The sequence below is a fragment of the Haloarcula nitratireducens genome (assembly GCF_019599505.1).
Window position 1 is genome coordinate 1 of sequence record NZ_RKLT01000036.1, and the last position, 20890, is coordinate 20890.

Here is a 20890-nt window from a genome sequence, read left to right on the forward strand (position 1 = left end):
CCTCGTCGACACGGAGTTTCGCACCGAGATAACAGCCCAGCTCGAATGCTTCATACGCTGGGTCGCCTTCCCAACCCTGCGCCGGTGCGTTATACACTTCCAGCATCTCGTCTTGTTGAATCGTTTTCCTGCAGTACGTATTCGAGAGGGCTGTCACACCCTCTTGGACGATATCGGCGCCGGCTACGGCCACAACCTCATGACGCTCACGCGATTCTTCGATCTTGACGACGTGCCCGTTAGCAAGGTCGAGTCGTTGACAGCCCAATTCTAAGAGCTGTGAAATCCGCTCCTCCGGTGAGTTCTCCGGCGGAGCTGTGATTTCGATAAGTTCGTCTCGATACTGGTGGTGGTCTATCTCTTGATCGTCGCGAGGATGGACATACGTCTGACTGACAAGGGATGGGATTCGATTGATCAGTTGAGCGTAGAGATCAGTGCTATCAGTTACCTGGAGATACTCGGAGACACCAGCCGAAATAGCATCGCTGGCAATCTCTTCGCTCCCGTTAGTTGTACAGAGGACGAATGGAAGGGCTGGCCGAGCTGCACGGACAGTATCGAGGAACTCGATGCCAGTTTGATCTGGGAGATCATACGCAGAAATCACGCAGTCAAGAGAATCGTCTTCAAGTCGGTCTACTCCGGCACTCCCGCTTGGCGCTCTTGTGACGCGAAATTGAATCTCTTCCTGTTCGAGGCGAGTCGCAATCGATTGCATGACATCGCTGTCGTTCCCGACGAATAGAATCCGAATCGGCTCAATCATACACGGTCAGATGCATATATAAACTGCCACTATCATATATTAAATCTTAGGGGAAGTGTCCGGTTACCAGTGATATATCGTCTCAACTGCTGCTAAACTCTGGATATACGTGATATCTTCCTGTGTACTGCGGCTTTCACACATCTACTATAATCAGAGGTGTTGGTAAGTAAACGATAGTAAACGGTATGTAAGGCGAACACTCGTTTGATGAAATCCGTGAGGCGGATTTCGCTACACTGCTTGTCTCTGAAGACCGTCGAAAGGGTCGCGTCCACGGATCGGCGGAGACAGGTGAAGACATCTGGGCAACGGTCGCGACACAGAATATGGCTGACGCCGATTGACCGTGCTCCAGCAGACTCGCGATCTGCTGAGAACCACCAGAATCCCCCTACTACACCCGGGTATACTTGTGCCAGAGAACAGTAACACCCACTATGACCAATGACGAAACCTCGACCCACCACGGCACACTCCCCGAACCGACGAACCTTCGAGATACACTCGAACGAGCCGGTATCGAACACCTCGACGTCGACGAGGAGCGAGTAGTCGTGATCTATCAGCAGGCAATTCTCATGGTCACCGCGACAGACGGCCAAGTAACAGCCACACAGGAACTCGACGTCGAACTCTGGGAAGCAGCACCACGCTCGACAGCACCGGACCCCGAGTCAGTTCTTACTTCGTTTACCGACGAGGTGGTCGCTGCGACTGATACGACGCCTCGCTGACTCGCGACCAACGTGATCGTATACTCCCACGTCAACTTAGCTCTCGAAGAGGGGCCTATATGCCATAGAGGAGTGTCAGTATTCCATAATACATCGTCTTTGAAGCCTTCCGAAGTTGTACCCTGAATTCCACTATCTGCTCAGACACATCATCCAATAGACAATGAAAATCGCTTGCGAGCGTCAATAGACGGGAACTCAGCTAATCGTCACTCTTGCACTACTATCTAGTTACCCCTATATCCGTTCGTCTCTAAAAGCTCTGGCTACCCAATAAACATCAAGTGTTAGCTAATTGTCTTTATTTTATATAAATATACCTTGCAGACGAAAGCTATTTGCTTATGCTAGACATGACGGATATACTGAACAGATTATAAATATGATTGGTAGTGCCAATAACAAGCTATCTGGAGGGCGAGTCGCTCTTGCTGATAGGAAAACACCGGTACCGTGTTTTGATCCATACTGCTGTACTGATGCGACTGTTCTCTGCTACGATCAGAACATCAACCGGCCAGTCGCGTTCTGTGATAAACATGCTAAAGACTGGCTCGCGAATAATCACATCGTCCGCGCCAACCAACGGTAGCTACTATTTCGCTTTAGATTTCGATAGACGATGGTCTCTAATAGCTCTAAGAATGCAAGGCGAAAGGAACTCCGTGTTCTAGCCGAAAAAGAGTCGGCCGCTCCCCAGTCACGGTAGTACAGGCCACAGGTCCGTTGCAAACAGTGTCCGGGTTGCCCGGTTATCGGATGGTAGCTCGTATTGCCGATCTCAGCGCTTCAAGAGACACTATTTATACGAGGGCCGTTCAATTCGAGCAAGCCAGAAGTCCCGTATTTCCTCGACGAGCTCCAAATAGGTATCGTAGTCAGTCGGTTTCGTGAGATATGCATTGGCGCCAAGATCGTACGCTTTGTCGATCGTCGCTTGATCATCTTCGCTCGAAAGGATGATAACAGGTACTCGCCGGAGCGGAACTGAACTGGTTTTCAGCTCTTCGAGTAGCGCCATCCCACCTTCACCGGGAATATCGAGATCAAGGAGTAGGAGATCTGGCAGCTCAGGCCCGTCACACTCGTCCGCACTGGGACACCGGGTGGGAAAGAACGTAATCGCCTCCATCGTGGTGGTCGCAAAGTCTAGCGTCGGGAATCCTGTCTCGGTGGCTGCTTCTTCAAATAAGCGGCGATCAGCCGCGTTATCTTCGACAACCAACACTGTAGGCGAAGTCTCTGGCATGGGCTCAAGGAATCCACATATAGAGGGGACTTCTACTCGTATCAATTTGTTGGCCGTCTAAATTATTCTATTTTAGTCTGAATTATCCTGTATGTTGTAGCGGTGTTTGATATTTCATTTCTAAGCTAGAATATCGTCTTTGTATAGTAATATGAGTTGTATAAATAGTATCTATCCATCTATTCAAACCAGTCGATATTATTTTTACAGCTCCGACAGGTGTCCCCACATGGCCAGCGCTTCTGCCTACCAAGTTGGCCTTCTCGCAGACACCATTCAGAAGGCAACAATACAGGGATTATTAGACCCCGAGGAAGCCGAGATATTGCAAGAGCACTTGGAGGAGGTTGACTCGCTCGAAGAGGCCCATGAGCTATGAACCCATCTCGAAGAGGATTACGATATTCTCGAATCCGAGATGTGGAGTGAGTGAGCAGCGGACCCCATCTGACCTTACAATAGATTCGCTCCGAATCGATTCGACTCATTCGAGTAGTTCTCTGAAGCTTTACTACCGTCTTTCGCAGCATCAACAGGGAAACGTTTGACAATCTTGGTAGCGAATACATCGCCGAATCCTTTTACCAAGCCCCTTCCATCCCAGCCTGTGCCCCCACCCGCTACTACTGACGAGTCCACACAGTGGCCCAACTGGCGCGAGGACACCCATCCGCTAGACTATGAGGACCATGACATCCGCATCATCTTCGGCGAACAGCTCAGCGGCACGGCTGACGTCCCACGCCCGGAACCTGCAACCTTCGGCGATTTCGACCCTAACCCGGACGGTCCCGATCCCGACGTCTGGCCACTCGACCACTACGATCCTGGCGCCCCCGCCGCCGTTGAGAACCTCGTTCGCATCACCAACACGTTTCCAGCACCCCACGTCGCGTGGGTCACACCCGAGTACATCGACTGGAAGTACGGGCACGACCCACGAAGTATCGAAGTAGCGCCCGAGGATCTCCCGTCGGGACAGCAGCCGACCCACGCGACTGGCACTGTCGAGGTGACTGCTGGTGACCCGTCCATGGAGCTTACCGACGACCGTGTCGAAGCGCTCCAGCGCCTCATCGCACTCTGGAACGGCGAGTTCGTCCGTGGCCACCATCTGCTGGCCGACAAACTCCCGAGCTGGGACACTCTGTTTGGCGACCTCCAGCAAGCCGAGCTCGAACGGCTACGGACCGATCCTACAGTCGACCAGACACTCGTCGAAGCGTTCGGTGACCATGCGTGGTTCGCTGAAGAACAGTCGGTATTCCTGCGTACACAGCATATTCTGCGGAAGACAGTCGAGTACGCGCCGACGTTGAAAACACGGACACTCATCAGCGAACGCGAGGAATTCTCGGCGCTCCGTGGTGACCCCAAGGAAGGGCTGACCCACAGAGTGACTGTCGGGCTTTGTGCGGTCCACTACGCGCTGCAGGGGTGGGACACATGGTCGTACCAACCCGTGGATGACTACGTCGTTGATCTCGTTGCTGAGAGTCCTACTGGCGAACGCCATTTTCTGGAGGTACTCACGGGCCATCACAACTGGGAACTTCATCGCTCGACGTATCGCAAGCTCGCTGACTTGGATCAGGAAGGTACCCCGATCGTCGCGTTCGATGCCCGCGACACGGCGTACGATATTTGCAATCACTGGCATCGGGCCGGGCTGGGTGAGTTACCACTGGGGCCCTTCGACTCGACGCCCCGCATCGCTTGGGGTCGCGAGAAAATTCAAGAAGCGTACGCCGAAGCGGGCACCGACTGGGTCATCGGGGATTGGTTCACGACCGACTGGCTCTGGCGCCAGACGTTTGGGTCCGAGGGACCCGCCGTCGACGACGATTTCTACCTTTCACTAACGTGGTAATTCGCTTGTTTGCTAGTCTGCTGCTGCATTCGCTCAGTGGGGGACACTGCTCTATTCATACTGGTCTCACAGTGGCGGCTGTTTTCGTTGCAAACACGCAGTTGAACCCATTCCGCAGTTGGATTTCACGGCGGAACGATGAATCGCCACTAGAACTATGCTGTGAATTTGATATATTCGAGACGATGTTACTGGCTGTGTCCAGTCACCGATGGCGGGATCGGTCCCGAAGACTAACCAACACGGCGGTGTAAATCGCCCGTCCGTTGGTTAGCAACTTTGACCCTGTCGTCTAAAATTCGCTTGTTGCTTCAATCGTGAGTAGTACAGCCACGCAGTAGGAGAACGAAATCACACGTCTGTCCCAGCACTTACCCGCGTAGGGAACCGAGACAGATTACACTCCTCACTATGTGTCCAGCAGAGTCTTCCACCCAGTCGGCCGACTTCCCGAGTCAGCCGCCGGTTCAATGTCCTGCGTGTGAGTCTGCACTCCAGTCAAACGACACACCATCGTTCCTACTCCTCGATCAGCTTACGGTTCCGCTGGTGGGCTGTGACGATCATCTCACTCAGTTCGCCGATATCTGCGAGTATACAACCACAGACACAGCTGAACTCCTCGACCATCACCCCGCTGGCGGTGTGAACTGCCCCAGCTGTCACCTCGCCGCCCACAACCCACGTCATCCTGTGATTCCAGTCCAGGATGGCGCAGTTGCTGTGCTTGCCTGTCAGAACCACCAGTCACAAATCGTTGACCGATTCCAGACCGGACTCGGCACACAGCAACAGCTCACAACCTCGCTCAACACGACATAGACTCGATAGTGGCCGGTAGCGTGAGCAAGATGGATCTAGACATTGTCTTTCTCAAGTCGCTGCGTACCACTACCGACTGGTGAGTTCAGAGCCCACACTTTCGCGACGTTACTCGTCGAAAGGGAGCCGCTCGGTCACCTCAGCAAAGGCCACATTCGATTGCACATCGTGAACTTCGATAGCCACACGCTCACCGAGTTCCGCCTCGGGGACGATCACCACATACCCTCGTTCGACGCGCGCGATTCCATCGCCTTGCTCGCCGATATCTTCGATTTCGACTCGTCGCGTTTCTCCTTCTTCGACTGGCGGCCCCTGTGCTTCATTCGATTGTCTGCCAGCGTCCCGTCGTGGCGGACTTGACTCAGTCGCGAATAGCGCGACCCGATACGTTTTGCCGGCCTCCAGATCACCAGTTTGAATCTCTCGATCAGGAACGTCAACCACGAACGACTCACCATCCTCCTCGATCTCAGCCGAAAACAGACACTGTAGCTGTGGCGGAATTTCCATGTATGCAGATAGCCTCGTTTGCGGGGATGTCATCGGCCGCCTATTTGAGTCTACTGCCACGGATAGCGCTCATGGCGCTCGTAGTAGTCCGTGATCTGCTGGTCAAATTCACGTTCGTGGGGCAACGGTTCACCAGCGTGGGCGTCTTCATACGAGACCCCCTCGGGCACCCACTCGCGAGGAGACTCCTGATCCCGCTTACTCGCAACGTCGTCGACGAACCGCGGTTGCCCACAGGCGTCACAGGTCCAAATCGCCCGGACGGCCACCGGATACGAGCCAATCCCGTCTCTGCCAGCATAGGAGTGTGGCATCGGCTCCTGACACGCGACACAGTAGAATTTCGATGCAATATCCGCTGACTCTTTGACAGCATACCGCTGGACGATCCCAGGCACGAGCCAGTAGTCCTCGTCGTTCTCTGCGAGTAGCGTCTCCAGCGCGTCGAACTCGCTATACTCCTCCAACCCATCGCCGTCCTCGACGAAAAGCACCGGCTTGGTCTGTACGTCGTCCCACTCGGTTTTCTCGACAGCGGTCGACAGAATTGTCTGTGCGACCGCTGCGTCAATCCGGACAGCATCGGGGAGCGGTGGCCATCCCGTGGTCAGCTGTGGAGCTGGCTCAGTGTCGAAGGCTGCCCGACATTTCACGTCAGCACGCGTTTCGGCGTCGGTCGTCAGATCATTACTCACTGCAAAAGCCGCAGCCCCAAGCGCCCGCGCATGGTACTTGCTTTGAGCCTCGACAACCGCGATGACAACGCGACCGAACGACCACTCGGCCCCGTCGCCACCTTCAACCGTCGGTTCGGCAACACCGTTCTGGGCACAGAACGGACACTGTGGCCGGCCATCGAGCGTCTCTCGCCAGCAGGTCCTACAGGTCCCGGAATCCTCCGCTACACCATCGTCTCCTGGATAGTTCCCGGAAAGCGCCTCTCGATTAGCATTCGCTGTCTCGGGATCCGAACTGGCAGTCCCACGGATATCAGCCGGATCGAACTCGGGGTTCCGGTCGGTCACACATACGGATGTTCTCGTCTTCATTTATAAACGCCAGCCCACTACGGTGTCACAGAAAACACATCGATAGCGGAGTGTCGTTACTCTGTCATAGCATCAGTTGATTCAACGTCGAACGTCTGCAGATGGGACCACAGACGTGCATAGGCCCCTTCGCCAGCGCTGCTCACACAGGGCCGATTCCACCGGGCCTCGTGAGGATTCTCCCCGCTACGAGCCCACTTCTCTGCTGTGAACTCTCGGGCTACACGTTCGCCCTCGGTCGTCCGGTACACTGCTGCAACCACGGGCACCCCGTGATTCGTTGCTTGGTAGGCAACTTCGACCGAATCATGGGTGGCATCAAACCGAGACCAGCCCGCACAGTCAGCCGGCGGATCCCGAGCAAAGGCTTCGATCTCCCGGCGTTCTTTCTCAGCTGCGACAGCATCCCGCCAGGCTTGCTCGATCTCGTCGAACTGGGACTGTTCGATCGCCTCCAGTATATCCGCATCAATGCAGTCACTGGCCCACGCCAGCACGGTTTTGGCCTTCTTCACTTGCTCGTCGGGCTCTCCATTCAGACAGCCGAAATTCCGCTCTCGAGGCGAGAGAACGAACACCATCTGCCGCCAATAGCCCGGATCGGCCGCTCGGTCTTCGCCACGGTCCGGTGCCCACTCGGCCATCGAGTGTGGGATTTCCTCGTGGTGGCCGAAACCAGTCCGATGGCCGCCAGCAGCTGAGAGCACCCGTTCGGCGAGGTCGATCATCCGCTCAGTCTCGTCAGCGGGCACTTCCTCGGGACGGTCGATGTCAACGTAGAAGGGCAAGCCGTACTCGGCCACGAGAACTCGGTCGATATTGGGGCCGATAGGCGCTTCATCGAGAAAGGTCGGTTCGACTCTGTCCGCTGTGTCAGCGTGCATCTGTGGAATGCCTCCACCTGCTGGAGGCCGCACAAAATCAGAGACGACCTCGTAGTCAATAGGAAATCGTCATTCTAAATATTAGAAATAGCTAAGCGCTACAATCATTCGTCAGTGTAATAACACTATGGCTGCTTGGTTAGGCTAGATTCAGGATTCCTGTTCTCGGCTCTGCTTTTCCTTGCACCATTCAAAGAGTTCCTGTCGAAGATCTTCATCTGTGTTACCGAATAAACTCCCAAGTCGGTAGCCAAGGTTGTCCCACGTTAAATCTTCTGGCGGCGGACCTTCAGAGTATTTTGATGATTCGTCCTCATTACTGAGATTCTTAACAGCAGCTGTCCACCCTCGTTTAAATGCTCCTTGACGGTCACTACCGGGGTCAGCTTGCCGTATATCTCCGATAGGAATTGTTGGATCGTCGGCCATAGTAGGTGTTCAGTCGCCTACATTTAAATACTCCAGTAAATTCTATCTAGTAGGGTTATAGTTGACTTTAATTCTCACCAGTAATGAGACTAAGATTGCAGTAGTACCATGACGAAATGATGCTACCTTTGCTCTTTTAACCGTCTCGTGTTGGCTGAATCGTCCGCATCCGGTCGCCGTACTCTGCTTCGTACTCAGCGAGCAGTTGTTCGAACTTCTCGAGGGCGTCCAAAGCGGTCTCGCCTTTTGCCTTGATGGTGATCTGGTCCTCGTCTCGGGTGCCGGTGCCGCGTTTGAGGCGGGCTTCGACACTGGCACCGAGATCTGTTCGTTCGACTCGTTCGACATCGTCTAGAGTGTTGTCGTCGGTCATAGTTCATCTCAGGAGCGCACGTTCTGGTACGCCCCGCATTCATCGGGGGCGCAGAAATCCACTCACTACGCGCTACCATATAGCATCGAAACTTTCGCTCGATACTGCTCTTGGTCGTCACTATTGACCTCGTCTGCCGCGTGCGGCGCCTTCTCGATGACGCTGGCAAACTCATCCTCGGGCACCCACCCGCCGGACTCCCGTTCGGCACTCCACTCACGAACAACGGCACGACTCCCATCGGCTGTGACGTATAGCACCCGCAACGCTGGCCGCTCCCAGTTGGGAAGGCCAGTCCGGCGACCTGTTCGAGAATCGATCGACCATTCCAACACGAGCCCTGCCCGGTATTGAATCGCGTACAGTGGAATATCCTCATCGACAATTGGCTCGTGGCAACCACTGCTCGCCCAAGATTGGGGCAGCCATCGATTTTTACTTTCGTCTTTCCAGCACCACTCAACGTTGCGACTGTGGGACTGGACAGGACTATCGCTCATTGTAGATCTCTCTCAGCTACCAGAGAGTTCACAAAATTAGGCAGCGGGAGGAATCACCGGAAGTCATTTGACTCCGCTACACTTAATTCACCTATCCTGATGCAGTCTCGTCTCTTCAACCTGCTGTCGGCATCTCGCAGCAAGCGCGCTGAATAGGCCTTGCTCATTGGCAATCCGCGGTGTCTGGCAGCGTGGGCGAGCATCCGGTAGAACAATCCATGTCACACGAAACAGCTCTTCCTTGCCCAAGCTCCGGAAGCGCCCGCAAAGGGCAACCGCTCGGTGCTGAAAATATCGATATTTTAGAGAGTAGAACAAAGCGAATATCGGTCGCGATGTGCCCAATCTGGAGCGCAACGCGTTCGTCTGAAGGCGTACGTAGATCGGTGGTCACCGGACCGCATATTGATAGGCAGGTGAGTGAATAAAAGGTGGTTCGAGAGATGGAACAGACACTCTCAAAACGAGGACCACTGTCAACTCAAACTGGATCACTGCCACAGCCACTTCCCAAAGACAGCATAATTCTCGTGGCAGCGCCATCACAAGCAGTCGCTCAAACTCTCTGTTACCGCCTGTGGTGCCACCATCTGATAGAGACTCTCCCCAGTCTCTTCGTAACGACCGATTCCACTAAAGAGCGAGTCCAGCAACGAATCCGCAAAACGGGCTGTGATGTTGCCACTCGCCAAATCGGGATTGTTGATTCCCACTCAAAAGATATGGGAGTAGTCAACAATTATGAGAGAGTTCCAGTCATATACGTCGAAGATAGTGCCCACATCACGCAGTTGTTCGTCTCGATCTACGAGATGCGTGATCAAATTCTGGCCGCTCCGGAGACGCATATACTCGTGCCATACCTAACTCCCATTATAAAAGAGAGCTCTTCCGGACCATTGCTGCGGGCCTTAGAGACGGCACTCTCCTCGGACCGAACCGGAACTGGCGTGCTCGGCATAGATTATACGATGCACGATCCAGAGACAACAGATACGTTAGAAGCGATAAGCGACCGAACGCTATGGGCTGAGAAAACAGCAACTGGTGAGATACAGCTCCGCTCATATGGTACTCACCGTGCACATCAGAAGTATCGGTCGGATCAGTAGTTTTGAGTGGTCAATAGCTACCTGAGAAGAAATCGAGCCCAGAAAGTCACAGCGGTAACAGCGCGGAAGCCCACGACTTCAGTCGTAGGTAGCTGACAATGCCAGTCGACTTTTTCGACACAGATCAAACGCTTGAAGACGTACTGAGCGGGCTCCAGACAACTCTCAAGTAACTATCCATCACAGCTCTCAACAGTATTCGTAGCGGAAGCTCTAGAGATCGTGTCGGCAAGAGAGCAGACCGAGGCTCACAATGAGCCTCGATCTGATTTGCTGCAGGGATAGCATGAGCACCACGCGACCTGACAGGTGCGGCGTGGTACTAGCGCCCTCAGCCGGATGGCCTCATCGGGCATTTTTGCTACCGTTCAGGAGACGACGATAATCTGCGTCCCGCAGTTAGTTACTCATTCTCAGCCAAGGGTCTTATTTGTTGTTGTTTCTCCCAGCACCCGGGTAAGTACTGGCCAATTGTTAACTGAGTTTAGCTGGTATCTTTGATATCAGATAATTTGTCCAATAGTTCGTCTGTTGAGGCATCACTGTCAAAATCGACCTCACCATCATGGTCGTTTTCGTGGGCTGTGACGCCGTCGTCTTCATTGGTCTCAACGTTCTGGTCTTTTTGTTCTGATTCGTCGTAGCTCCCGAATCCCATATCTAACCAATACACTTCCACCGACAAAAATAAAATGATAGCAGATTTTCATATGGGGGACTCAAATTAGCTGACCGAAGGCGCTCCAAAACGGATGACGTGACATATAACCGTCCGTGGCAGGGAAGAGAATATAGCGGAGTAGGATAGCTTGGAGATTCCGCTGGGCTCATGACCCGGAGATCGGTGATTCAAATTCACCCTCCGCTATTGTGGATACTTCAGTGCTCAAAACGCTCCGGTTAGTTTGACCGAAGTCGTTCCGCGATCGACGTCACAGTCTTGTACTCCTCTGAGGAATAGGCAATCACTCGAATGTCGTCTAACGTAGCTGGCTCGTATTCCCAGATGGCTTCGCAGACAAGTTGTGCGCCGGTCTCGAAATCGAACCCAGCAGCGCCGGTTCCGAGAATAGGGAGGACAAGCGACGTACAACCCAGTTCGTCGGCTTGCTCCAGCGCATTTTGCGTTGCCGTGCGAATACTTCCAGGTGTTGCCCGTCCGTCTCCGTAGTGTGGCATCGCTGCCGCGTGGATGACGTAATCAGCATGAAGGTCGTACGCATCAGTGACCGCTACTTCTCCCAGGTCAACCGGTCCCTCTGAAACCGCCTCCTCATTGATTGGCCCATTCGCAGCACGTCGGAGGGCACCAGCAACGCCACTTCCCATCTGTAAGCTCGTTCCAGCAGCGTTTACAAGTGCATCAGCCTGCTGGGATGCAATATCTCCTTGAATGACTATAAATTCCATAGAGGAACTACTGCTGGATCCGTGGTAAATCCTAGCGTGGAATACGATTCCCGATGAGCACGCTGGCAGCGATTCTATTCGGTCTCAATAGTCTTGCTACAGGCTGGGCAGAGCACCCCGTTACTCGTTTGTTCAAGCCCAGATTGTTCACCAGTCCAACCACAGATTGGACACTGGACAGGAGTTCTGTCAGACATGAAGTGTCCGGACTTAAGTCTCACAGTCAAAAAGAATGGCGCCGGCATGGAATCTGTGTCTCTACGATGCTCGCTGGGTCCTGCACTCAGCGGGATGAGACGATTCGCTCCAAGTAGTCGTACTCCTGTTCGAGGTTCGTGATAAGTCGGACATCTACCAGCGAGGACGACTCATATCCCGAAACCACATCACAGACGATACGAGCACCGTCTGTGAACTCGAATCCAGCGGTTCCCGTCCCAATAACGGGGATGACGAGTGACTCACAATCGAGGCTGTCGGCCGTTGAAAGGGCAGCTTTCGTGGCTGCACGAATGCTTGCCCCAGAGGCCTGCTGACTCCCGTAGCTTGGAGTCGCTGCTGCATGGATGACGTACTCTGCATCGAGCCCGTAGGCGTCTGTCACAGCGACGTCCCCGAGTGCAACCGGTGCCTCTGCTGCGGCAGCCTCCGTAAGTGGTCCTGTCGCGGCTGTCTGAAGCGTATCGGCGACGGCACCGTCCATTTGTAGATTGGTCGTGGCCGCACTGACGAGTACATCGGCAGTCTGCTGTGCGATATCGTCATAGACGATAGAGAAATCCATGCTCTTAGGTCCTGATTCAGCATTTTTATACGTTTTCAAAGACGGATAACGAATTTCTTCTTCAGCTATGGCGCAATTTATTGCTCAGAAGCCAGCGGAGAGCAGAACCTGTTTCTACCCTTAGCTCCAAATACCACTGTCTGAGTCGAATTCGAGTGCACATTAGTAATAACGTGAACGTAGAATATGAGCTATAGCGTCCGAATCGTTGGTGGCGGAAACATCGGTCGACGTGTCGCCGACCGACTCCAACACCGCGGTGACGATGTCGTAATCATCGAGAGAGACCAACAGCAGGTATCGACGCTCGACGGGGCGGGGTATCAGGTCCATGCCGGTGACGGAACCGATATGGACGTCCTTAGAACGGTCAACACTGGCAGTGCCGATATCGTTATCGCGGCGACTGGCGACGACGACACGAATTTGCTCGTGTCACAGCTGGTGAAAACGAAGTTCGACGTCGAAACCATCGTGTCGAGGGTGAATAGGCCGACAAACCAAGATCCGTTCGAAGACCTCGGCATCGAGACGATTACACGGCCTATTGCCACGGCGCGACTGATGGATGGCTACATCGAGTCACCGGCACTGACACGCTGGACGGAGGGACTCGGGCGGGAAGGTGACCTCCAGGAAGTGCCTGTGACGAACGACACGTTCGTCGGCCGGTCGATCGAGGAAATCGACACAGAACTGCCGGACCGGTGTCTCATCACGGTCGTCGGTCCGGAAGGGAACGCGCATCTTCCGGCCCTCGACGAGAGCGTCGAACGGGGCCAACACCTCACACTGATGGGAGATCGAGAGGCTGTACGTGACGCGATGCAACTCCTCAACCCCGACGTAGAGACAGAACTCGTCGAGTGAATCTGAGCCACAATAGCGCTGGCTGTGCCCGTGTCGTGACCGCTACTATCACGAATCCGATTTCGGAACTCGTTTTGTGACGCCGACGAGACGCCGAGTTGGTATGGCCTGGACGCACGACGAACTGCAGTTTTCCTCGCTCTATCTCACCCGCTTTGCGGCCAGCTTCGGGTTCATGACCGTGCTGACGCTCCTCCCTGACTATATTGATGCGCTCGGAGCGACTGGCGTGACCATCGGCCTCTTCATCACGGCCCTCGAACTCGCTCGCACGGTCGGTATCGTTCCATTGGGATGGGCTGGTGACCGGTACAGTAAGCGACTGGTTCTCCTCGGTGCGCTGATAGTGAGTGCGTTGGCGTATCTGGTGTTCGCCTACGTTACGACTATTCCGGGCTTTCTCGCTGCGCGTTTCCTCCAGGGAATCGGCCTGACTGGGACGGGGCTGTTGAGTCTCGCCCTCGTGGGGGACCTCGCGCCGGACACCGGTCGTGCGAATCGGATCGGAAAGTACAACGCCTTCCGGATGGCTGCCGGAATCGCAGGAACGCTCGGTGCCAGTATCCTCTTCGCACTCACCGGGTTCGGCATCTTGTTCGGACTCCTGACCGTCCTCCTGATTGTTGCCGCGGTGAGCGTCTGGCTGTTCATCGACAGTGATGAGACCCAGATTACGGGCTTTGCGTTCACCGACCTCGCACTGAACCGCCGGATCGTGACGCTCACCAGTTTTCGAGCGCAGTACGCCGTTGCCGTCTCGCTTGTGCGCAAGTGGGTCCCCATCTTCGTCGGCGTCTCCGCTGCCCAGGGCGGACTCGCATACGGTACCGTCGTCGTCGGAGCGGTTCTCGCGGTCGAGAAACTGACGAATATGCTCTGCCAGCCCATTACCGGACAGCTCTCAGATAAACAGGGTCGGGCGCTGTTTATTTTTCTCGGCGGCGGGGGCTACGGCCTGATCGCACTCGCATTTCCGTTCGCTCCGGCGTTCGAGGGATTCATCACCCTCTCTGTGCCCTTAGCAGGAGAGATTACCGGCGCAGTTATCGCCATCCTGTTGTTGAATGCCCTGCTTGGTATCGCCGACGCGTTCCGGGAACCCGCGAGTATGGCACTGTTCGCCGACGAGGGGAAAGGTGAGGGGATCACCAGTAGCTTCGGCGTTCGGTCGCTCGTCTGGAAACCAGGAAGCGTCCTCGCTCCCCTAGTCGGCGGATGGGTAATGGGGCAGTTCGGTATTGAATGGGTCTTTTTTGCGGGTGGGTTCGCTGCGCTATCGGGTGTAATGACGTTCCTCGGTATCCTCTCGTGGAACTACGGTTCACGCGCATTTCATCAATGGTGACCAACCTGTTGTCTTGGCATTAGCGGTGTGACAGTCTATGATGGATGTTTACTCCTGTTCGATGTTGAGCGAGTAGACCTGTTGTCAAGCATCCATCGTCGAGATACGAGCGGTGATGATGTCGTTCTCTTCGAGGATTCTCAACGCAGACCGAACAGTCCGAACAGGCAGAAGCGCTGACTCCGAGAGCTGTGGTTGTGTGAGTTTCCCCTCGTATTCGAGGGTCTTGGCAACCAGTTTTGCACTCGGTTGCAGCTCTTGCAGCTCGGCGGCGTCCGAAACTGAACAAGAGCTTTCAGTAGGCATTGGTCCGCAGTAGGACCCTCTCTCGGCATAATATCCTACCGAGTGTGTACAGCATATACACAATCGACGTTAGTTCTGATTTGACCGACACGAGCTGCAGATGAAGCGCTGAAAGGCCGCTACTCGATATCGTATCGCTCCTCGACGAGCGACCGATAGTATTCGCGGTTATCCACATCAACGTCGTCACAGGCGTCGGGGGATTTCGCAATCACACTCGCAAACGCTGACTCAGGAGTCCACCCCCCATCCTGTCGAGTGGCATCCCACTCACGAACGGCGGCCTGCTGACCGTCACGCGTGACGTACAGCACGCGCAGTGCTGGCCGTTCTCTATTCGGTCCGGCGACAGGCGCATTGGTTTGCCGACTCACTGTCCATTCCAAGAGAAGGCCACCCCGACACTGGATCGCATACAACGACTGTTCGTCCTCGTCGACCGATTCTTCCTGGCCCTTTCGCGCCCAGGACTCAGGCAGCGGCCGGTTCTCTGTCTCGTCTTTCCAGCGCCATTCGAGTGTGGTGCCTGATCGCCGTGTGCTACCCATGGTTGGTCTCTCTCACTCACCGAGAGAGTGCACAAAATCGGCCAGCAAGCGCTCCCCTGCTAATGGTTCGCTGTTACTACTGGCTCCTTCAGAGAGTAATCCAGAAAACACCATTTCAGCGGTATGCGTATTTCGCAGAGCCAGGAGTGTTGAACCCTCTACCACCACAATCATAGTGGTCGTTACCTCGAGGCAGGGACCGAACTACCTCATTGCTCTTATTGTTCACTTCTCATAGCTGACGAGAGAGCGGAAGCCGCCATAGGCCATACGCCCCGATTCAAAGGGCATCTCCTCGCTGGGGCGTTCCGGATCCATCGCGGGATCGTCCATTACCTTCGCATTTACCTCGTCACGGTGCTCTCGGGACTCGAACACAATGAATGCGAATACGGCCGATTCGTCATCGCTGGACTCGGCAATCTCTGGAAAGGTTCGAACCGGCATGCCATCCATGTCGGACTCCATATCGTCGCCAACTCCTTCGAAGTACTCCAGAGCACCGTGTTCGATCCAGAGCTTTCCAGCCTCAGCGGCCATTTCACGGTACGCATCAATTTTCTCGGTCGGGACCGGAAGGACGAACCCATCGACGTATCGTTCCATAACTCACGTAGAGAAGATATGACAGAGATTGAGCGTTATTCCCACGTATAATGTGCTCTCTCACTCGTTGGTACCGCTCTGCTACAGACATTTTCTGCACCGACTGTGAGATAGTACCGTTATTCGCGAGAGATGCTTGCTGTCCTCGCTTCTGAAACACTTCTCGTGCAACCCCGCCCTTCCATAATGTTTTTTAATGATGGACTCGTTTACTGAGTCTCAATGCGCTACTCCGAAACCCAGCAGTTGTTCGAGCAGGCGTTCACATTCCCCGCCGACCGAGACGCTGTCATTGAGCAGTTAGGAACCGTGGAGCTGATGACTCCTGCTGGAGATGCAGTTACGCTCGGAGAGGTGCTCGAACGCACCGACGAAGCGACATACAACACCCCAGATGAGCTCTATACCTCGCTGGTGGGCAATCTCGAAGACGGATTTATCGGACGGAAATACTACGACGACCGAGGCGGTATCGAGGCAGGTGTCGACGATGTGCGAACCGAAGACGTCTCATTCTAACTCGGCTGTCAATATCGAGTAGTCAGTTTCGACGTCGTCACGGATTCCGATCAGACACGTTCTCGAAGTCAAAGCGAGCCCCACCTCTTGTACTCGCGGTCACCGAATACTCCCAGCTATAGATGTCCGCCATCGCTTTCACAAACGTCAATCCTAGTCCCATCCCGCCATCATCGGCCGCCGTCGTATAACCCCGCTCGAAGATTGTCTCTCGAACGTCCACTGGAATTCCCCTCCCGTCGTCAGCGACGTAGAATCCTGTCGGGAGATCACCAACCGTCACAGTAACGTCGTCGCCGCCGTGTTCAACCGCGTTCTCGAACAGATTCCGGAGTAAATGACGGAGATACGTCTCGTCAGCCTCGATCATCAGATCGGTCTCAACCGCTAGCGTTGCCTCAGGTGTCTCGAGCTCGTCCCAGGCTTCCTGCGCAACGGCAGCCAGCATAACTGGTTGCTGCTCGGACAGTGCTTTCTGTCCCCGTGCTAGGACCAGCATGATGTCGATCGTATTCTCGATGCGGTCGAACGCTTCAGCGACGTAGCCGACGGCCTCTGGATGGTCCGCTTCAGGCAGTTGGTGGGTGTATATCTGGCCGATCGACACCGGGTTGCGGAGTTCGTGGGCTAGCAGACTGGCGAAGTTCTCCAGCCGTTCGTTCTGCCGTTCGAGTTGCTCGCTGTAGTCCTCAGCGTCCTTAGCACGTGTTTTGGCCTGCCCATCATGATAGCCCATTCCGAGACCAGCGACACATGCCAGTCCTGACAGAATGAGGAAGTTTGCAACAGGGTCGGCTAACTCCGTAATGAGTGTCATGAGCAGGAGAATCCCGACCATGAGGCCGCCAGCACGGATACACCAGCCAGCGACAACCGGAAAGACATCAGGACGGATAGCCGTCCGAGGAAGGCGATAGCCGCTGTACAAAAGGACAAGCCCGCTGGTCCCGACCAACAGTGAGGTCGTCAGCGCTGCCTCACCCGGTCGGTCGCCGAGCAGTGAGACGACCGGGATACCAGCAGCAAAGCAAATGTAGAGGCCACCAAGCGCGAAGAGGACGCGTCGGCTGCCGAGTAGCGCGATGCATCGTAGCAAATACCCCATTGTCACTGTCGAGAGATAGTGCAGTGATAATGATTGTGGCCTAACTCGTCACTACATGAGGAATGCGAAAACGAAATTGAGAGAGCGGTCGGTACACAGAGCCATCAGATATAGGGTGGGGAAGACAGTTATTGAGCTTCTGGCGGCAGGTTCGCTACCTGAAACCAGAACGTGTTCAGAACGTCTGCAAACTGAACCATTTCCGCGTAATCGGCTGGCTTCTGAACGTACGCATTTGCTCCGCGCCGATACCCCTCACTAATCGTATCTGGGTCTCGAGTCGACGAGAAGAGAACGATTGGCAGAGACTCCGTAGCAGCTGTTTCGCGGATCTCCGAGACGACGGTCAATCCATCAATTCCAGGAAGATCGATATCTAAGAGAATGAAAGCCGGGGTGAACTCATCCGAACCGTGGTGGCCAGGCAACTTCTCGAGTGCTGCCTCGCCGCTGGAAACGAATACCACCTCCTGGTCCAATTGTGCTTCCTCGAAGGCTTCGATCACCAGTCGAGCCACCGCTGGATTGTCTTCGACCAACAGGATATCACCAGCGTTCATTGGTCTTTACATAAACACTATGTGGGCCAATAAATCCGAGGGTCATATCTGATGCAATATAGCGAGCGGCCAATGCTTCCACCAACTTCCCACGGGTAGTATCAGCAGCTGATTGGATAGTACCTGGTATCCAAAATATAATAATGGTATCAGACAAGTTCAAAACGAAAAGATGTGTGCGAAGTACGTCGCAACCGGTGACGCGGTCTACAAAGAGAAGAGATGTGACACGCTTACCGAAGCGATATACCGAGCCTTGTATGAAACGGACGATAGCTGCGAGCGGAAACAACTCCTCGCTGACGAAGAGTTAGTGTATGATTCCAACGCGGACGGATCGTTAGTGGGGTGGGTCGAAGCCGAGTATCCAGAGTTAGAACACCTAATTCGAGACTGAGGAATACGGTCTTACCAACAGCGAGAGGATAGATGGCCTCTCAGACCTGTGGTAGTGTGACAGGGCAGTGGCCGGTTATTTGTTCCCTCTTTCCAGCGCCAGTCAAGTGTCGTGCCTAATCGCTGTGTCCTACCCATGGTTTGTCTCTCACTTACCAAGAGAGTGCACAATATCGCAGAAAAAAGCGCTCTACCGCAACTTTCTTGCTCTATGAGAGACGAGTACACACCACAGCGGACTCACCATGAAAACAGCCGAGTCCCCTACCCCGACCAGCGATTCCGCCAGCATCGAGACCCACGTCGCAGCCCAACCCGACGGCACTCATGATCTCGACTTTCCTGCCGTTCGAGAAACCCGGCCGGCGATGTGGAGCGCCGCCCTCGAAGCGACCGTGACTATCGAACACGGCAACCGACCAGACCTGTTCGTCGTCATGCTTGACGACAGCCAGCCGGCGAACTGTAGCCTCGCTCGGCATTCCGAGGGCGACTATGCCGGCTGGTGTAGTTGTCGAAGCTTCACAGAGACTGGAGTCTGCCCGCATCTCTGTGCCCTTCGACAACGCGCGATACTCAACGACGTGGCTATCCCAGTTAAGCAACTCTGAGACGTGAAGTATTGATTCCGAATAGCGAAAACGAGAGGGGAGAACCCCTCTCAAGATGAGCAAACTACAGCCGCATCGGGCCTCCCTTCATGACGTGAGAGTGCTGCCCGGACCTTATTGGGATTCAGACAGCATTCTGCTGCTCACTACATCTTCAAGGTGAATAGCCACTTTTGTAGCAACCATTGCCTCTCTAGACGCACGATTAGTACGTGCAACCACCCATAAATGAGAATATGATAAAATTCTGTTGGCCGTTTTGTTACCAGAAATTGTCAGTTCGGTTTCTCCACCTGGAAGAGCCGCTGGATTCATGCATTACAGTCCCGGTACGGCATCGAATACCGAGACGGCACTCAGATTGCAGTTTGAGAGACTCACCAGAAAACATTTACCGAGTGCCAATCGATGTCGTGATGCAGGTACGGTCCCTGCACATGCTACCGACTGCCCGTCGCCCACTATGATAGGGCGACACCGCCCTCACTGGGAGTCTTCACTCCCATGGGCCTCCCTTCGAACGTGACACTCCTTTAGCGTGAGCTACGCGGCACCAATCTGTTGAAGCCGCTGGTACCACATTCGAAGCGTCTTCACCGAGACATCCATCGCATCACTGAGCGTCGTCTGTGGCAGACGAATATCGGCTTGCTCACTCGCTAGATACACACACGCCGCGGCGATACCGACTGGACCACCATTGATCTCCGCAGACTTCGTTGCCCGCTCTGCTATTCGAGTTGCGTCCCGCTTGACCGGTAGCGGGACATCCCTTGGTAGCTCCGAGAAGACCTTCGGCACCCATTCGACCGGCCGCTGGACGGGAATCGGAATTTCCAGTTCAGTCTGGAACGCCCGATATGCGTTCCACACTGCTGCTTTCGAGCAGCGGGCTTTCGCCGTGATCTCGTCCATCTGGACGACCGTGTTGCACCGACAGGCAGCATAGACGGCTGCCGAAGCGCCACTCTCGATGGAACGACCAACAAGCAGGTTCGCGTCCTGTGCCTGCTCAAAGAGCTTCGACGCCTGCTTACGAACTGACTGCCCGTATTCCAGTACGCCGACCAGTCGTCGAATCTCGCCCAGCCCATGCGCCAAGTTCCGTTCGCGCTTGGACTCGAACTTCGACCGTCCGTGTAGCCGACGCTGGCGATTGAGTCGCCGGCGTCTCGACGACCCATCCACTTCACTCGGAAATCCCATTTCGGTGGAGAGGCCTCGGTCGTGGCGTGTCACCGTTCGCGGCGCACCAGTCCGCTTGCGCTCTGCGCGGTCGAATGACCGCCACTCGGGTCCGTAATCAACAGGTGAATCCCCAACGACGAGCCCACACGCTTCACAATGGGTTTCTTGCTCGGTCCGGACGAGGTCGCCGGTACATTCAGGACAAGACTGTGTCGAGACGCTCGACTCGCGTCGCTGGATAGTTCGTGAAGACATTGGAAGACTCCTCACTCACCGTGGGAGGCGTAAAATCACTCTCAGATACCAGATTAGCGACTACAGGTCCAGCCGTTCGT

At 54.7% G+C, this 20890-nt stretch carries 25 protein-coding genes and 1 tRNA gene; 9 read left to right on the forward strand and 17 right to left on the reverse strand.

Features of this window, described 5'->3' with window-relative positions; translation table 11 throughout:
• On the reverse strand, positions 1-769 hold a 769-nt coding region (locus tag EGH23_RS24505; RefSeq protein WP_220582613.1), incomplete at its 3' end, for a response regulator.
• 440 nt (positions 770-1209) lie between these two features.
• On the opposite strand from EGH23_RS24505, the gene EGH23_RS24510 reads away from it, so the two are divergent.
• Entirely contained in the window at positions 1210-1506 is a 297-nt protein-coding gene (locus tag EGH23_RS24510; protein ID WP_220582614.1) for a hypothetical protein, read from the forward strand.
• A gap of 799 nt (positions 1507-2305) precedes the next feature.
• Here EGH23_RS24510 and EGH23_RS24515 read toward each other — a convergent pair.
• Positions 2306-2755 (reverse strand): response regulator, encoded by a 450-nt coding sequence (locus tag EGH23_RS24515; RefSeq protein WP_220582615.1) that lies wholly within the window; start codon positions 2753-2755, stop codon positions 2306-2308.
• Between the two features lie 229 nt (positions 2756-2984).
• Between EGH23_RS24515 and EGH23_RS24520 the strand changes: the two genes are divergently transcribed.
• Positions 2985-3134 carry a hypothetical protein gene (locus tag EGH23_RS24520; protein WP_220582616.1) on the forward strand — a complete coding sequence of 50 codons (150 nt, stop codon included), beginning with the start codon at positions 2985-2987 and terminating at the stop codon, positions 3132-3134.
• 228 nt (positions 3135-3362) lie between these two features.
• The gene (locus tag EGH23_RS24525; RefSeq protein ID WP_220582617.1) at positions 3363-4625 is read left to right on the forward strand and encodes a hypothetical protein; all 1263 of its coding nucleotides are present in this window, start codon (positions 3363-3365) and stop codon (positions 4623-4625) included.
• 519 nt (positions 4626-5144) lie between these two features.
• Here the strand turns inward: EGH23_RS24525 and EGH23_RS24530 are convergent.
• The 6 genes from EGH23_RS24530 to EGH23_RS24555 all read right to left on the reverse strand — a co-directional run bounded on the left by EGH23_RS24530 (position 5145) and on the right by EGH23_RS24555 (position 8695).
• Positions 5145-5369 carry a hypothetical protein gene (locus tag EGH23_RS24530; RefSeq protein ID WP_220582618.1) on the reverse strand — a complete coding sequence of 75 codons (225 nt, stop codon included), beginning with the start codon at positions 5367-5369 and terminating at the stop codon, positions 5145-5147.
• A gap of 186 nt (positions 5370-5555) precedes the next feature.
• Entirely contained in the window at positions 5556-5960 is a 405-nt protein-coding gene (locus EGH23_RS24535) for a TRAM domain-containing protein (protein ID WP_220582648.1), read from the reverse strand.
• Positions 5961-6010: 50 nt separating this feature from the next.
• A complete protein-coding gene (locus EGH23_RS24540) occupies positions 6011-6985 on the reverse strand; it encodes a hypothetical protein (protein ID WP_220582619.1) in 975 nt (324 codons plus the stop codon).
• 80 nt (positions 6986-7065) lie between these two features.
• On the reverse strand, positions 7066-7812 hold the full coding sequence (locus EGH23_RS24545) for a hypothetical protein (RefSeq protein WP_328767056.1): 747 nt from the start codon (positions 7810-7812) through the stop codon (positions 7066-7068).
• Positions 7813-8043: 231 nt separating this feature from the next.
• On the reverse strand, positions 8044-8322 hold the full coding sequence (locus tag EGH23_RS24550; RefSeq protein ID WP_220582621.1) for a hypothetical protein: 279 nt from the start codon (positions 8320-8322) through the stop codon (positions 8044-8046).
• Positions 8323-8458: 136 nt separating this feature from the next.
• Complete coding sequence (locus EGH23_RS24555; protein ID WP_220582622.1) at positions 8459-8695, reverse strand: DUF7389 domain-containing protein; 237 nt, start codon at positions 8693-8695, stop codon at positions 8459-8461.
• Positions 8696-9638: 943 nt separating this feature from the next.
• Between EGH23_RS24555 and EGH23_RS24560 the strand changes: the two genes are divergently transcribed.
• Positions 9639-10307, forward strand: a complete 669-nt coding sequence (locus EGH23_RS24560; RefSeq protein ID WP_220582623.1) for a hypothetical protein — start codon at positions 9639-9641, stop codon at positions 10305-10307.
• Between the two features lie 484 nt (positions 10308-10791).
• On the opposite strand, the gene EGH23_RS24565 is transcribed toward EGH23_RS24560, so the two are convergent.
• Positions 10792-10965: a DUF5786 family protein gene (locus tag EGH23_RS24565; RefSeq protein ID WP_220582624.1), complete on the reverse strand. Its 174-nt coding sequence runs from the start codon at positions 10963-10965 to the stop codon at positions 10792-10794.
• Between the two features lie 135 nt (positions 10966-11100).
• On the opposite strand from EGH23_RS24565, the gene EGH23_RS24570 reads away from it, so the two are divergent.
• Positions 11101-11175, forward strand: a tRNA-Met gene (locus EGH23_RS24570).
• Between the two features lie 32 nt (positions 11176-11207).
• Here EGH23_RS24570 and EGH23_RS24575 read toward each other — a convergent pair.
• Positions 11208-11717: a macro domain-containing protein gene (locus tag EGH23_RS24575; RefSeq protein ID WP_220582625.1), complete on the reverse strand. Its 510-nt coding sequence runs from the start codon at positions 11715-11717 to the stop codon at positions 11208-11210.
• A gap of 283 nt (positions 11718-12000) precedes the next feature.
• Positions 12001-12501 carry a macro domain-containing protein gene (locus EGH23_RS24580; RefSeq protein ID WP_220582626.1) on the reverse strand — a complete coding sequence of 167 codons (501 nt, stop codon included), beginning with the start codon at positions 12499-12501 and terminating at the stop codon, positions 12001-12003.
• A gap of 186 nt (positions 12502-12687) precedes the next feature.
• On the opposite strand from EGH23_RS24580, the gene EGH23_RS24585 reads away from it, so the two are divergent.
• On the forward strand, positions 12688-13371 hold the full coding sequence (locus EGH23_RS24585) for a potassium channel family protein (RefSeq protein WP_220582627.1): 684 nt from the start codon (positions 12688-12690) through the stop codon (positions 13369-13371).
• 103 nt (positions 13372-13474) lie between these two features.
• Entirely contained in the window at positions 13475-14716 is a 1242-nt protein-coding gene (locus EGH23_RS24590; protein ID WP_220582628.1) for an MFS transporter, read from the forward strand.
• Positions 14717-14800: 84 nt separating this feature from the next.
• Here the strand turns inward: EGH23_RS24590 and EGH23_RS24595 are convergent, their stop codons facing one another.
• The 3 genes from EGH23_RS24595 to EGH23_RS24605 all read right to left on the reverse strand — a co-directional run bounded on the left by EGH23_RS24595 (position 14801) and on the right by EGH23_RS24605 (position 16176).
• Positions 14801-15022 carry a PaaX domain-containing protein gene (locus tag EGH23_RS24595; protein ID WP_220582629.1) on the reverse strand — a complete coding sequence of 74 codons (222 nt, stop codon included), beginning with the start codon at positions 15020-15022 and terminating at the stop codon, positions 14801-14803.
• A gap of 119 nt (positions 15023-15141) precedes the next feature.
• Entirely contained in the window at positions 15142-15570 is a 429-nt protein-coding gene (locus EGH23_RS24600; protein WP_220582630.1) for a hypothetical protein, read from the reverse strand.
• A gap of 225 nt (positions 15571-15795) precedes the next feature.
• Positions 15796-16176, reverse strand: a complete 381-nt coding sequence (locus EGH23_RS24605) for a DUF1428 domain-containing protein (protein WP_220582631.1) — start codon at positions 16174-16176, stop codon at positions 15796-15798.
• A 222-nt stretch (positions 16177-16398) separates the two neighbouring features.
• On the opposite strand from EGH23_RS24605, the gene EGH23_RS24610 reads away from it, so the two are divergent.
• Complete coding sequence (locus tag EGH23_RS24610) at positions 16399-16695, forward strand: DUF5789 family protein (RefSeq protein ID WP_220582632.1); 297 nt, start codon at positions 16399-16401, stop codon at positions 16693-16695.
• Positions 16696-16732: 37 nt separating this feature from the next.
• On the opposite strand, the gene EGH23_RS24615 is transcribed toward EGH23_RS24610, so the two are convergent.
• Complete coding sequence (locus EGH23_RS24615; RefSeq protein ID WP_220582633.1) at positions 16733-17800, reverse strand: ATP-binding protein; 1068 nt, start codon at positions 17798-17800, stop codon at positions 16733-16735.
• 128 nt (positions 17801-17928) lie between these two features.
• Complete coding sequence (locus EGH23_RS24620; protein WP_220582634.1) at positions 17929-18360, reverse strand: response regulator; 432 nt, start codon at positions 18358-18360, stop codon at positions 17929-17931.
• Positions 18361-19001: 641 nt separating this feature from the next.
• On the opposite strand from EGH23_RS24620, the gene EGH23_RS24625 reads away from it, so the two are divergent.
• Positions 19002-19367, forward strand: coding sequence for a hypothetical protein (locus EGH23_RS24625; RefSeq protein ID WP_220582635.1), 366 nt, complete (start codon positions 19002-19004; stop codon positions 19365-19367).
• 543 nt (positions 19368-19910) lie between these two features.
• On the opposite strand, the gene EGH23_RS24630 is transcribed toward EGH23_RS24625, so the two are convergent.
• The gene (locus tag EGH23_RS24630; RefSeq protein ID WP_220582636.1) at positions 19911-20810 is read right to left on the reverse strand and encodes a transcription initiation factor IIB; all 900 of its coding nucleotides are present in this window, start codon (positions 20808-20810) and stop codon (positions 19911-19913) included.
• Positions 20811-20890 lie beyond the last annotated feature (80 nt).